Here is a 13,275-nt window from a genome sequence, read left to right on the forward strand (position 1 = left end):
GCCGATGGGTGAGCAGCAGCACGTGAAGTTCCCGCAGGAGGTCATCGACGAGTACGCCGCGCTCGGCATCGACCTCCAGGCGCTGTTCTCCGCCGGACACCTCGGCCAGCGGATGGGTGTGGAGATCACGGAGGCGTCGGCGGACCGGGTCGTCGGCACCATGCCGGTGGAGGGCAACACCCAGCCGTACGGACTGCTGCACGGAGGCGCCTCCGCGGTGCTGGCGGAGACCCTGGGCTCGGTGGGCTCGATGCTGCACGGCGGCAGCTCGAAGATCGCGGTCGGCGTCGACCTGAACTGCACCCACCACCGCGGAGTGCGCTCCGGTCTGGTCACCGGCGTGGCCACACCCGTGCACCGGGGCCGGTCGACGGCGACGTACGAGATCGTGATCAGCGACGAGGAGGGCCGGCGCGTGTGTACCGCGCGGCTGACCTGTCTGCTGCGTGACGTGCGGCCCGGCGACGGGGCCCATCTGCGCGCGACCGACTGACCCACCGCAACGGACCGCGGTCGCCCGGCAGTTGATGTCCCACGCCTGGGCGCATAGCGTCGGGGCATGACTGCGGGACGGGCCTCCGCGCCGGGGGCGGCACTCGGATTCGGGCTCGGGCTGGTACTCCTGACCGGCTCCCTGGCCGCCGGATGCGCAGGCTCCGGCACCGCGGACGGGGCGGCGGGCCGGAGCAGCCCGGCGACCGCCACCGGCGCGCCCTCACCCCACGCCACGTCACCCGAGGAACTGTGCACGCGGGTCGTCGCGTACTGGTCGCGCAGGCAGCTCAAGCAGGACACCTACGGCGATTACCAGTCGATGGGGCTGTCCGATGGCCAGTACGACATCCTCAGAGACGTCGTGGACGCCGCCCGCGCCGAACTCGAACACGGCGACGCCGACACGGCCGACCGGATCGTCGACCGCAAGGCACGCCAGGGCTGCGACAACTGGTACCGAACGGGCGGCCCGAGCAAAGGCCCTTGGGGATGAGCGGCGATCTTGTCACGGAATGAAGGAATGCGTCGGCAAACGCCCGACCCTCTTCCCTCGGCGTAACTCTGCGTAATACGCACGCAATGAGAGCCACCCGCGTCAACTACGGCGCCCCTACGGCCCACACCGTCCTCGCAAGCCGCCCTGGTAGCCCGCGGCAACAACTCCACGTCATCACCAAAACAGTTCGACGCTGCTGAAAACACGGGCGCGCGTCCTGCGGGTTCTCACAATGCGGACAGGGCGAATCGGCTGGAATTCCACGCATCCCCCCACTCAGTACCGCTCTGCATTACGCCGTGTCATAACAAGAGCGTCACAGCCTTGGTCAGACACTCCTCCACGTTCCCTGCACACGCTTAGAGTCACGGCCAGTCACCGCGCCATGAGATTCACAGCCAGCCACATGGCCACGGCGCCGGACTCGGTGCGTTCCACGGGGAGCCGCCGCGCGCCAGGGAAAGGACCTGATTCGTGCGTCAACGTTCGATCATCGCTATCACCGCCGCTCTCGCGGCGGGATCGCTGACACTCACTGCCTGTGGGTCGCGCGACGACAAGGGCAGCAGCAGCGGCGACAAGACCACGGTTGTGATCGGTGTCGACGCTCCGCTCACCGGCGACCTCTCGGCCCTCGGTCTCGGCATCAAGAACTCCGCCGACCTGGCCGCCAAGACGGCCAACAAGCAGGAGTTCGTCAAGGGCGTCGAATTCAAGGTCGAGGCCCTCGATGACCAGGCCCAGCCCTCCGTCGGCCAGCAGAACGCCCAGAAGTTCATCAACGAGAAAGACATCCTCGGCGTCGTCGGCCCGCTGAACTCCAGCGTCTCCCAGCAGATGCAGAAGCCGTTCAACGACGCCGGCCTCACCCAGATCTCCCCCGCCAACACCGGCACCGAACTCACCCAGGGCGACGGCTGGAAGACCAACAACAGGGTCCGCCAGTTCAAGACCTTCTTCCGCACCGCCACCACGGACGAGATCCAGGGCGCCTTCGCCGCCGACTACCTGTACAACAGGGGCAAGATCAAGAAGGCCTACCTGATCGACGACCAGAAGACCTACGGCGCCGGCCTCGCCGCCTCCTTCAAGACCAACTTCACCAAGCTCGGCGGCAAGATCGTCGGCAGCGACCACGTCAACCCCGACGACCGCGACTTCAACGCCGTCGTCGCCAAGATCAAGAAGACCGGCGCCCAGGCCCTCTACTACGGCGGCGAGTACCCGGCCGCCGCCCCCCTGAGCCAGCAGCTCAAGGACAGCGGCCAGAACATCCCGCTCATGGGCGGCGACGGCATCTACTCCGGCGACTACCCCAAGCTCAACAAGAAGGCCGCAGGCGACCTCGCCACCTCCGTCGGCAAGCCCGTCGAACAGCTGCCCTCCGCCAAGACGTTCATCGCGAACTACAAGAACGCGGGCTACAAGGACGCCTACGAGGCCTACGGCGGCCTCACCTACGACGCCACCTGGTCCATCATCGAAGCCGTCAAGCTCGCCGTCGAAGGCAACAGCGGCAAGCTCCCCACCGACGGCCGCAAGGCGGTCCTGGACGCCATGGCCAAGGTCAAGTTCGACGGCGTCACCGGCACCATCTCCTTCGACCAGTACGGCGACACCACCAACCACACCATGACCGCGTACAAGATCAACAAGAACGCGTGGACGCCGGAGTACAGCGGGGTGCCCAAGATCGGCTGAGCGAGGAAAGAACACGGATTCCTCACCACTGCACACATTGATCAGGCCGCGCGGGAGCGCCCACCAGCGCTCCCGCGCGGCGCCGTATCCGAACCACTCCACGGAGGCCCTGCGGTGAACGAACTGCCGCAACAGCTGGCCAATGGACTCATCCTCGGCGCGATGTACGGACTCATCGCGATCGGCTACACGATGGTCTACGGCATCGTCCAGCTCATCAACTTCGCCCACGGCGAGATCTTCATGGTCGGGGGCTTCGGGGCCCTCACCGTCTGGCTCTGGCTCCCCAAGGACTTCGCCCTGGGCGCCGCCATCCCCCTCATGATCCTCGGCGGCGTCATCGTCTCCGTCGGCGTCGCCACCGCGGCGGAACGCTTCGCCTACCGCCCCCTGCGCAACGCACCCCGCCTGGCACCCCTCATCACCGCCATCGGACTGTCCATCGTCCTCCAGCAGATCGTCTGGAAGTGGTACCCGGACGCCAAGAAGGACCGCCCCTTCCCCCAGTTCGACGGCGGCCCCTTCGACATCTTCGGCGCCAACATCCAGCGCGGCGACCTCTTCGTCATCATCGCCGCCCCCCTCTGCATGATCGCCCTCGGTCTCTTCGTCACCAAGACCCGCTCCGGACGCGGCATGCAGGCCACCGCCCAGGACCCGGACACCGCCAAACTCATGGGCATCAACACCGACCGCATCATCGTCATGGCCTTCGCCATCGGCGCCGCGTTCGCAGCCATCGCCGCCGTCGCCTACGGCCTCAAGAACGGCCAGGTCGGCTTCCGCATGGGCTTCCTCATGGGCCTCAAAGCCTTCACCGCGGCCGTCCTGGGCGGCATCGGCAACATCTACGGCGCCATGCTCGGCGGCCTCGTCCTCGGCGTCGCCGAATCCCTCGCCACCGGCTACATCGGCGACATCCCCGGCATGGACCTCTTCGGCGGCGGCGCCTGGAAGGACGTCTGGGCCTTCGCCCTCCTCATCCTCGTCCTCCTCTTCCGACCGCAAGGCCTCCTCGGCGAGCGCGTCGCGGATCGGGCGTGATACCCATGACCACCAAAACACCCACCGACACCCCGGACATCACCGAGCCGCCCACCCGGGCAACTCCGCTGATTCCACTGCCCCCGGCCCTCGCCCGCATCACCACCATCGCCGGCTCCGCCGTCGCACTCGTGGGCACCTTCCTCGCCTGGACCTGGACCGCGGAATTCCCCGGCGACCTCACCGTCACCGGCTACCCCGGCGGCCTCCAGATCCTCACCCTCATCGGGGCAGTCCTCACCCTGCTGTTCGCCCTCTCCGGCTACGGAATCCGAGGACTGCGCTGGCTCACCCCCGGCGGCACCAACAGCCCCGTCGTCCTTCTCGCCCTCGGCACCTTCGGCACCACCGGCTACGCCATGGGCGCCATCAGCGACGAACTCGGCGGCCTCGTCAACCTCGAACCCGGCGCCTGGGTCTCCGGCATCGGCTCCCTCATCGCCGTCATCGCGGCCTTCGGCCTCCCCGTCGACCAGCCGTACGACGAAAGCGACCCCACCCCGAACCTCTGGGGCAGGATCCGTCACTCGCTCACCGCCCCCGACCCCGGCCGCGCCAAGGACCTCCCCGCCTGGGCCGAGATCCTCATCATCGCCGCCGGCTTCGGCATCGGCCTCTACGTCTTCTCCTACGCCCTCGGCACCGACTACTCCGAACTGTTCATCGGCTTCCTCATCATCGCCGGCTTCGGATTCACCGCAGTCACCCGTGCCGGCCTCCTCAAGCGGCTGTCGACCCTCACCGCCAAACACCGCAACGTCACCGTCGGCGCCGCCTTCGCCGCCGCGATCTGCTTCCCCTTCACCCAGACCAACGACCAGTTCGCCCTCATCGGCGCGAACATCCTCATCTTCGCGACCGTGGCCCTCGGCCTCAACGTCGTCGTCGGCCTGGCCGGCCTCCTCGACCTCGGATACGTCGCTTTCCTCGGCGTCGGCGCCTACGCCGCCGCCCTGGTCTCCGGCTCCCCCCAGTCCACCATCGGCGTCCACTTCCCGTTCTGGGCCGCCGTCCTCACCGGCGCCCTCGCCTCGCTGATCTTCGGCGTGGTCATCGGAGCCCCGACCCTACGGCTGCGCGGCGACTACCTCGCCATCGTCACCCTCGGCTTCGGTGAGATCTTCCGCATCACCATGAACAACCTGAACGGGAACAGCGGCCCCGACGTCACCAACGGCTCCAACGGCATCCCGAACATCCCCGACCTGGAGATCTTCGGATTCAACCTCGGCCTGCCCCACGACGTCGTCGGCCACGAACTCACCCGCTCCGGCAACTACTACCTGCTGATGCTGCTGTTCACGGCCGTCGTCGTGACCGTCTTCCGCCGCTCCGCGGAATCCCGCATCGGCCGCGCCTGGGTCGCCATCCGCGAAGACGAGACCGCCGCCACCGCCATGGGCATCAACGGCTTCCGCCTCAAACTCCTCGCCTTCGCCCTCGGCGCCTCCCTCGCCGGCTTCGCCGGCACGGTCCAGGCCCACGTCTCCTACAGCGTCACCCCCGACCAGTACCAGTTCGCCGGCTCCGTACCCCCCAACTCCGCCTTCCTCCTCGCCGCCGTCATCCTCGGCGGCATGGGCACCATCAGCGGACCCCTCATCGGCGCCGCCCTCCTCTACCTCATCCCGGCCAAACTCCAGTTCATGGCGGACTACCAGCTCCTCCTCTTCGGCATCGCGCTCATGTTCCTCATGCGCTTCCGCCCCGAAGGCCTCGTCGCCGACCGCAGGAAGCAGCTCGAATTCCACGAGACCGGACAACTCGACGTACCCGAGGACACAGCACTGCCCGAAGGTGCCACCGGCGTCGCGAAGGCAGGGGCGTGACCGCCATGACCACCACCACAACCGCCACCACCACGACGGTCCTCGACGCCAGCGACGTCACCATGCGCTTCGGCGGCCTCACCGCCGTACGCTCCGTCGACCTCACCGTCAACAGCGGCGAGATCGTCGGCCTCATCGGACCCAACGGCGCGGGCAAGACCACCTTCTTCAACTGCCTCACGGGCCTCTACGTCCCGACCAGCGGCACAGTGAAGTACAAGGGCACCGTCCTGCCGCCCAAACCCCACCTCGTCACCCAGGCCGGCATCGCCCGCACCTTCCAGAACATCCGGCTCTTCGCCAACATGACCGTCCTGGAAAACGTGCTCGTCGGACGCCACACCAGAACCAACGAAGGCCTCTGGTCCGCACTCCTGCGCCTGCCCGGCTTCAAGAAGGCCGAGGAGGAGTCCCGCGAACGGGCCATGGAACTCCTGGAGTTCACCGGCCTCGCCGCCAAGGCGGACCACCTCGCACGCAACCTGCCCTACGGCGAACAGCGCAAGCTCGAAATCGCCCGCGCACTCGCGAGCGAGCCCGGCCTGCTGCTCCTCGACGAGCCCACCGCGGGCATGAACCCCCAGGAGACCCGGGCCACCGAGGAACTCGTCTTCGCCATCCGCGACAAGGGCACCGCCATCCTCGTCATCGAGCACGACATCCGGTTCATCATGAACCTCTGCGACCGCGTCGCCGTGCTCGTCCAAGGCGAAAAGATCGTCGAAGACAGCGCCGAAGTCGTCCAGGCCGACGAACGCGTCATCGCCGCCTACCTCGGCACACCCTTCGAGGGCACGCCCGGTACGGAGGAGGCCGCCGAGGTCGAGGCCGCCGAGGCCGGGGCCTCCGGGACCGAGACCGAGACCGGGGTCGAGGACGCCGAGGTCGAGGCCGAGGACGCCGAGGCGCAGAGCACCGCAGAAGGAGACGCCAAGTGACCGCACTGCTCGAGGTCGAAGACCTCAGGGTCGCCTACGGCAAGATCGAAGCCGTCAAAGGCATCTCGTTCAAGGTCGAAGCCGGCGAGGTCGTCACCCTCATCGGCACCAACGGCGCCGGGAAGACGACGACCCTGCGGACGCTCTCGGGCCTCCTCCAGCCCCTCGCCGGGCAGATCAAGTTCGACGGCAAGACGCTGAACAAGATCCCCGCCCACAAGATCGTCTCGCTGGGGCTGGCCCACTCCCCCGAAGGCCGGCACATCTTCCCCCGCATGACCATCGAGGACAACCTCCGCCTCGGCGCCTTCCTCCGCAACGACAAGGACGGCATCGAAAAGGACATCCAGCGCGCCTACGACCTCTTCCCCATCCTCGGAGAACGACGGAAACAGCCCGCAGGCACCCTCTCCGGCGGCGAACAGCAGATGCTCGCCATGGGACGCGCCCTGATGTCCCGGCCCAAACTGCTCATGCTCGACGAGCCCTCCATGGGCCTCTCCCCGATCATGATGCAGAAGATCATGGCCACCATCCAGGAACTCAAGGCCGACGGCACCACCATCCTGCTCATCGAGCAGAACGCCCAGGCCGCACTGTCCCTGGCCGACCACGGCCACGTCATGGAGGTCGGCAAGATCGTCCTCTCGGGCAGCGGGCAGGACCTGCTGCACGACGAATCCGTACGCAAGGCGTACCTCGGCGAGGACTGAACCGACCGAGGCACGTAGACCGTACCTGCGTACATACGACGAGGCCCGCGCCCGTTTCTCCGGGGCGCGGGCCTCGTCGCACGAAGCGCCTGCAATCAGCCCTTGGCCGACTTCTTCTCCTCGCTGTCCGCGATGACCGCCTCCGCGACCTGCTGCATCGACATCCGGCGATCCATCGACGTCTTCTGGATCCACCGGAAGGCGGCCGGCTCGGTCAGCCCGTACTCCGTCTGAAGGATCGACTTCGCCCGGTCCACCAGCTTGCGCGTCTCCAGCCGCTGCGTGAGGTCGGCGACCTCCTTCTCCAGCTGCCGCAGCTCGTTGAACCGCGAGACGGCCATCTCGATCGCCGGAACGACATCGCTCTTGCTGAACGGCTTCACCAGGTACGCCATGGCACCCGCGTCCCGGGCCCGCTCGACCAGGTCGCGCTGCGAGAACGCCGTGAGCATCAGCACCGGTGCGATCGACTCCTCGGCAATCTTCTCCGCCGCCGAGATGCCGTCCAGCTTCGGCATCTTCACGTCCAGAATGACCAGGTCCGGCTGGTGCTCGCGAGCCAGCTCCACGGCCTGCTCCCCGTCACCGGCCTCGCCTACGACGGTGTACCCCTCCTCCTCCAGCATCTCTTTGAGATCGAGCCGGATCAGGGCCTCGTCCTCGGCGATGACGACACGGGTCGTCAGCGGAGGCACGTGCGACTTGTCGTCATCGGGCACGTCTACGGGCTGGGGCGACTCGGGGGCGGTCACTCGGGCTCCTCGTTCAGGGGCGGGGTACTGCTGACAAGAGCGTACCTAGCTGCGGTAAGGTAGAGCACGGCGGGTGACCGCCAACCTTCGTTTTAGAGGAAGCCCCGGTAGCCCAGCGGTAGAGGCACGGTGCTCAAACCACCGACAGCGTGGGTTCGAATCCCACCCGGGGCACTTTTCCTTCTTTTCCAAGGTTGAGTTTATAAAGCGGATGAGCACGTTCTCGTGAACATCCGCTTTTTGCTGCGTGTCGCCGCGATCACTCTCCCAGAGTGGCCGCATGTACGACATCAGCACACGCAAGCGAGCCCTCGCCCTGGTCATCCAAGGCCGCAGCCTCAACTCGGTGAGCCGCGAGACCGGCATCTCACGCGCCGCGATCCGCTCATGGCAGGACCGCCTCGAACCGCTACCCCGCATGGCGCCGCCGGACCCCGGACCACCCTCCGACGACCGCGCGTACGCCTATCTACTCGGCCTCTATCTCGGTGACGGGTGCATCAGCCCTCACCCGCGCAGCGGCTACTACCTCAGAATCGCGTGTGCCGACGCATGGCCCGGACTCATGCAGCAGTGCCGCGAGGCCATCACAAAAGTCCGCCCAGGGGTCGGCGTATACACGCTTCAGAGGCAGGGCTGCGCGACGGTGACCAGCTACTCCCCTCACTGGCCTCAGCTATTCCCTCAACACGGCCCCGGCAAGAAACACGAACGCCGTATCGCTCTCGAACCCTGGCAACAGGACATCGTCGACGCCCACCCCTGGGAGTTCATTCGCGGCCTCATCCACTCCGACGGCTGCCGCATCACCAACTGGACCGAGAAGGTCATTGCCGGTGAGCGCAAGCGCTACGAATACCCTCGGTACTTCTTCACCAACGTCTCCGAGGACATCCGCCGCCTCTACACCGACACCCTCGACAAACTCGGCGTCGAGTGGACGCAGTGCACCCGCAGCGGAACCCCCTTCAACATCTCCGTCGCCCGCAAAGCCTCCGTAGCCCTCATGGACACCCACGTGGGCCCCAAGCACTGAAACCGCGGTCAGCAGTCGTCCTCGCCGATGTGGTGCACCCGCACCATGTTCGTCGAGCCGGAGACTCCGGGCGGTGAGCCGGCCGTGATGACCACGCTGTCGCCCGGCCGACAGCGGCCGTACTTGAGGAGCAGCTCGTCGACCTGGTCGACCATCGCGTCGGTGGAGCCGACGTCCGGGACGAGGAAGGTTTCGACGCCCCAGGTCACGCTGAGCTGGGACCGTGTCGCCGGTTCCGGGGTGAAGGCCAGGAGGGGGATCGGCGAGCGGTAGCGGGAGAGGCGGCGGGCGGTGTCGCCCGACTGGGTGAAGGCGACGAGGAATTTGGCGCCGAGGAAGTCGCCCATCTCCGCGGCCGCGCGGGCGACGGCGCCGGCCTGGGTGCGGGGCTTGTTGTTCTCGGTGAGCGGCGGGAGGCCCTTGGCCAGGAGATCTTCCTCGGCGGCCTCGACGATCTTGGACATGGTGCGGACCGTCTCGACGGGGTACTTTCCGACGCTGGTCTCGCCGGAGAGCATCACGGCGTCGGTGCCGTCGATGACGGCGTTGGCGACGTCGGAGGCCTCCGCGCGGGTCGGGCGGGAGTTTTCGATCATGGAGTCGAGCATCTGGGTGGCGACGATCACCGGCTTGGCGTTGCGCTTGGCCAGCTTGATCGCGCGCTTCTGGACGAGGGGGACCTGTTCGAGCGGCATCTCGACGCCGAGGTCGCCGCGGGCGACCATGATGCCGTCGAAGGCGGCGACGATGTCCTCGATGGCGTCGACGGCCTGCGGTTTCTCCACTTTGGCGATGACCGGGAGGTGGCGGCCCTCCTCGTCCATGATCCGGTGGACGTCCTCGATGTCCTTGCCGCTGCGGACGAAGGAGAGAGCGATGACGTCGAAGCCGGTGCGCAGCGCCCAGCGCAGGTCGGCTTCGTCTTTTTCGGAGAGGGCGGGGACGGAGACGGCGACGCCGGGGAGGTTGAGGCCCTTGTGGTCGGAGATGATGCCGCCCTCGACGACGGTGGTGTGGATGCGGGGGCCGTCGACGGCGGTGACTTCGAGGCAGACCTTGCCGTCGTCCACGAGGACGCGTTCGCCGGGGGTGACGTCGGCGGCGAGGCCGGAGTAGGTGGTTCCGCACTGGTGGCGGTCGCCTTCGACGTGTGGTTCGACGGTGATGGTGAAGGAGTCGCCGCGTTCAAGGAGTACGGGGCCTTCGGCGAAGCGGCCGAGGCGGATCTTCGGGCCCTGAAGGTCGGCGAGGAGCCCGACGCTACGCCCGGTCTCGTCCGAGGCCTTTCGTACGTGGTGGTAGCGCTCCTCGTGCTCGGCGTATCCGCCGTGGCTGAGGTTGAATCGGGCGACGTCCATTCCGGCGTCGACCAGTGCCTTGATCTGGTCGTATGTGTCGGTGGCGGGCCCAAGAGTACAGACGATCTTTGCTCGGCGCATGTATCGAGCCTAGGCCTTACCCGCCGGTAGAGAATCGGTGGGGCGTGACCACTCAACGTCCTTTGGATGAAGGCTCGTTGACAAGTGTTGAATTGTGCGACCGGCCGCTCCGATGAGCATTTTTGAAACACCGCCCGGAATTGCGTCCGAACGGAAAGTGAGCGCCGTTCCTTTGTCAGAGCTGTGGCGGCGCCATCGTGAATTGCGCGCTGACCTGAGCGCTGACGCGGAGGCGTTCGGGTTCCAGGTCGAGTGGTTCGGGGGGCTCGGCGGCGCCCGCGAGCGAGGCGCGGCGGACGCCGCGTGTGAAGGGGGTGCGGGCGGGCTGGGGTCGGTCGGTGCCGGTGTCGGCGAGTTCGATGAGGGCGGCGACGGTGGTGCCGAGTGCGGTGGCGTATTCGTGGGCGCGCTGGACGGCTTCTCGTACTGCTTGCTGTCGGGCTTGGCGGTGTACGGGTGAGTCGGGGCGCAGGAGCCACCAGGGTCCGTCGACGCGGGTGAGCTCCATGTCGGCGAGGCGGGTGGTGAGTTCGCCGAGGACGGTGAAGTCGGTGAAGTCGGCGGTGAGGTTGACGCGGCCGTGGTAGGCGTGGACGCGTTCGCCTCGGCCGCGTTCGCTGAGTTCGGGGGTGATGGAGAAGGCGCCGGCGGAGAGGCGTTCGACGGTGTCTCCGTAGGACTTGATCAGGTCGAGGGCGGTGGTGTTGCGGTGGGTGAGGTCGTCGAGGGCGGTGCGTCGGTCGCGGCCGCGGGCGGTGACCGTGATGCTGATGCGGGCGATCTCGGGTTCGACTTCCAGTTCGGCTTCGCCGCGGACGACGAGGAGGGGGGCGTCCGGGGTGCCGTGGGGGGTGGTCATACGTCCTACTCTGTCAGGTCTTTTCTGGTTGGGCGGCGGGAGTTGACCGGTTAGGTCACCAGATCGAAACCTGCTGTATCTGTTGCGGCAAGTCATGAACGGGTCAGAATCTACGCGCGTCGTTGACCATTTCCCGAGGGGATCGAGACATGCCGTTGAACCGCCGGAAGTTCCTGAAGAAATCCGCCGCCACCGGGGCGGGAGTGGCGATCGCCGGCGCGGCGGCGGCTCCGTCGGCGGAGGCGGCCGAGACGGCCGCGGCGGCCGCGGCGGGGAAGCCCGCGAAGCAGCCGAAGCGGTATTCGCTCACCGTGATGGGCACGACGGACCTGCACGGGCATGTCTTCAACTGGGACTACTTCAAGGACGCGGAGTACTCCGACAAGGCGGGCAACGCGATGGGCCTGGCCCGTATCTCGACCCTGGTGAACCAGGTGCGCGAGGAGAGGGGCCGCTGCAACACCCTGCTGCTGGACGCGGGTGACACGATCCAGGGGACCCCGCTGACGTACTACTACGCGAAGGTGGACCCGATCACCGCCAAGGGTGGTCCGGTGCATCCGATGGCGCAGGCGATGAACGCGATCGGCTATGACGCGGCGGCGCTCGGCAATCACGAGTTCAACTACGGCATCGAGACGCTGCGGAAGTTCGAGCAGCAGCTCCACTTTCCGCTGCTGGGCGCGAACGCGCTGGACGCGAAGACGCAGAAGCCCGCGTTCCCGCCGTACTTCATCAAGAAGTTCCATGTGCCGGGCGCCCCGCCGGTGAAGGTCGCCGTCCTCGGTCTCACCAACCCGGGTATCGCGATCTGGGACAAGGCGTTCGTGCAGGGGAAGCTGACCTTCCCGGGTCTGGAGGAGCAGGCGGCGAAGTGGGTGCCGAAGCTGCGTTCGATGGGCGCGGACGTCGTGGTGGTGTCGGCGCACAGCGGCTCCTCGGGTACCTCGTCGTACGGTGACCAGGTGCCGTACGTGGAGAACGCGGCCGCCAACGTCGCCAAGCAGGTGCCGGGCATCGACGCGATCCTGGTCGGGCACGCGCATGTGGAGATCCCGGAGCTGAAGGTCACCAACGAGGCGACCGGCAGGACGGTCGTGCTGTCGGAGCCGCTGTGCTTCGCCGAGCGTCTCACGCTGTTCGACATCGAGCTGGTGTTCAGCAAGGGCAAGTGGGAGGTGGAGTCGGTCGCCGCTTCGCTGCGGAACTCCAGCTCGGTCGCCGACGACCCGAAGATCACCAAGCTGCTGGCGGACGAGCACGCGAAGGTCGTCGAGTACGTCAACCAGGTCGTCGGCACCGCGACCGCGACGCTGACCACGGTCGAGGCCCGCTACAAGGACGCCCCGATCATCGACCTGATCACGAAGGTCCAGGAGGACGTGGTCAAGGCGGCGCTGGCGGGCACCGAGTACGCCTCACTGCCGGTGGTCGCGCAGGCCTCGCCGTTCTCCCGCACCTCGGAGATCCCGGCCGGCGATGTGACGATCCGGGATCTGTCCAGCCTGTACGTGTATGACAACACGCTGGTCGCGAAGCTGATGACGGGCGCGCAGCTGCGGGCGTACCTGGAGTACTCGGCGGAGTACTTCGTGCAGACGGCCGCCGACGCGGCGGTCGACGTGGAGAAGCTGACCAACGCGAGCGGCCGTCCGGACTACAACTACGACTATGTCTCGGGCTTCCAGTACGAGATCGACATCGCCCAGGCGGCCGGTGCGCGGATCAAGAACCTGACCTTCGGCGGTGCCGCTCTGGACGACGCCCAGCAGTTCGTGCTCGCGGTGAACAACTACCGGGCCAATGGTGGCGGTGCGTTCCCGTATGTCGCTTCGGCCAAGGAGTTGTGGTCGGAGTCGACGGAGATCCGTACCCGGATCGCGGAGTGGGTGACCGCGAAGGGTGTGCTGGATCCGAAGGACTTCGCGTCGGTGGACTGGAAGCTCACGCGGAACGGCACGCCTGTCTTCTAG

12 protein-coding genes and 1 tRNA gene are annotated in these 13,275 nt (G+C 67.1%); 10 read left to right on the plus strand and 3 right to left on the minus strand.

Features of this window, described 5'->3' with window-relative positions; translation table 11 throughout:
- The first annotated feature begins 4 nt into the window (after window positions 1-4).
- The 7 genes from ACWGJM_RS27905 (at window position 5) to ACWGJM_RS27935 (ending at window position 7,216) form a co-directional block, all read left to right on the plus strand.
- Complete coding sequence (locus ACWGJM_RS27905; protein WP_453414465.1) at window positions 5-493, plus strand: PaaI family thioesterase; 489 nt, start codon at window positions 5-7, stop codon at window positions 491-493.
- A 66-nt stretch (window positions 494-559) separates the two neighbouring features.
- Window positions 560-988 (plus strand): hypothetical protein, encoded by a 429-nt coding sequence (locus ACWGJM_RS27910; RefSeq protein ID WP_453414466.1) that lies wholly within the window; start codon window positions 560-562, stop codon window positions 986-988.
- A gap of 477 nt (window positions 989-1,465) precedes the next feature.
- A complete protein-coding gene (locus tag ACWGJM_RS27915) occupies window positions 1,466-2,692 on the plus strand; it encodes a branched-chain amino acid ABC transporter substrate-binding protein (protein ID WP_453414467.1) in 1,227 nt (408 codons plus the stop codon).
- A 114-nt stretch (window positions 2,693-2,806) separates the two neighbouring features.
- On the plus strand, window positions 2,807-3,736 hold the full coding sequence (locus tag ACWGJM_RS27920) for a branched-chain amino acid ABC transporter permease (RefSeq protein WP_453414468.1): 930 nt from the start codon (window positions 2,807-2,809) through the stop codon (window positions 3,734-3,736).
- 5 nt (window positions 3,737-3,741) lie between these two features.
- Complete coding sequence (locus ACWGJM_RS27925; RefSeq protein WP_453414469.1) at window positions 3,742-5,565, plus strand: branched-chain amino acid ABC transporter permease; 1,824 nt, start codon at window positions 3,742-3,744, stop codon at window positions 5,563-5,565.
- Between the two features lie 5 nt (window positions 5,566-5,570).
- Window positions 5,571-6,503, plus strand: coding sequence for an ABC transporter ATP-binding protein (locus ACWGJM_RS27930; RefSeq protein ID WP_453414470.1), 933 nt, complete (start codon window positions 5,571-5,573; stop codon window positions 6,501-6,503).
- Window positions 6,500-7,216, plus strand: a complete 717-nt coding sequence (locus ACWGJM_RS27935) for an ABC transporter ATP-binding protein (RefSeq protein WP_388788818.1) — start codon at window positions 6,500-6,502, stop codon at window positions 7,214-7,216. Before ACWGJM_RS27930 ends, ACWGJM_RS27935 begins: the two co-directional genes overlap by 4 nt.
- Window positions 7,217-7,311: 95 nt before the next feature.
- On the opposite strand, the gene ACWGJM_RS27940 is transcribed toward ACWGJM_RS27935, so the two are convergent.
- Window positions 7,312-7,968, minus strand: coding sequence for an ANTAR domain-containing response regulator (locus ACWGJM_RS27940; protein ID WP_453414471.1), 657 nt, complete (start codon window positions 7,966-7,968; stop codon window positions 7,312-7,314).
- A 101-nt stretch (window positions 7,969-8,069) separates the two neighbouring features.
- On the opposite strand from ACWGJM_RS27940, the gene ACWGJM_RS27945 reads away from it, so the two are divergent.
- Window positions 8,070-8,142: transfer RNA gene (locus tag ACWGJM_RS27945), tRNA-Leu, on the plus strand.
- A gap of 106 nt (window positions 8,143-8,248) precedes the next feature.
- Window positions 8,249-9,004 (plus strand): transcriptional regulator, encoded by a 756-nt coding sequence (locus ACWGJM_RS27950; RefSeq protein ID WP_453414472.1) that lies wholly within the window; start codon window positions 8,249-8,251, stop codon window positions 9,002-9,004.
- An 8-nt stretch (window positions 9,005-9,012) separates the two neighbouring features.
- Here the strand turns inward: ACWGJM_RS27950 and pyk are convergent, their stop codons facing one another.
- Window positions 9,013-10,443, minus strand: a complete 1,431-nt coding sequence (pyk, locus tag ACWGJM_RS27955) for a pyruvate kinase (protein WP_453414473.1) — start codon at window positions 10,441-10,443, stop codon at window positions 9,013-9,015.
- Window positions 10,444-10,618: 175 nt separating this feature from the next.
- Entirely contained in the window at window positions 10,619-11,302 is a 684-nt protein-coding gene (locus ACWGJM_RS27960) for an SIMPL domain-containing protein (protein ID WP_453414474.1), read from the minus strand.
- Between the two features lie 149 nt (window positions 11,303-11,451).
- Between ACWGJM_RS27960 and ACWGJM_RS27965 the strand changes: the two genes are divergently transcribed.
- Window positions 11,452-13,275, plus strand: a complete 1,824-nt coding sequence (locus ACWGJM_RS27965) for a bifunctional metallophosphatase/5'-nucleotidase (RefSeq protein WP_453414475.1) — start codon at window positions 11,452-11,454, stop codon at window positions 13,273-13,275.

This window comes from Streptomyces sp. NPDC054834 (assembly GCF_053611185.1).

Coding starts and splice junctions, on each gene's coding strand:
- ACWGJM_RS27905 (WP_453414465.1), top strand. CDS start 5: ATGGGTGAGCAGCAGCACGTGAAGTTCCCGCAGGAGGTCATCGACGAG.
- ACWGJM_RS27910 (WP_453414466.1), top strand. CDS start 560: ATGACTGCGGGACGGGCCTCCGCGCCGGGGGCGGCACTCGGATTCGGG.
- ACWGJM_RS27925 (WP_453414469.1), top strand. CDS start 3,742: ATGACCACCAAAACACCCACCGACACCCCGGACATCACCGAGCCGCCC.
- ACWGJM_RS27930 (WP_453414470.1), top strand. CDS start 5,571: ATGACCACCACCACAACCGCCACCACCACGACGGTCCTCGACGCCAGC.
- ACWGJM_RS27950 (WP_453414472.1), top strand. CDS start 8,249: ATGTACGACATCAGCACACGCAAGCGAGCCCTCGCCCTGGTCATCCAA.
- pyk (WP_453414473.1), bottom strand. CDS start 10,443: ATGCGCCGAGCAAAGATCGTCTGTACTCTTGGGCCCGCCACCGACACA.
- ACWGJM_RS27960 (WP_453414474.1), bottom strand. CDS start 11,302: ATGACCACCCCCCACGGCACCCCGGACGCCCCCCTCCTCGTCGTCCGC.
- ACWGJM_RS27965 (WP_453414475.1), top strand. CDS start 11,452: ATGCCGTTGAACCGCCGGAAGTTCCTGAAGAAATCCGCCGCCACCGGG.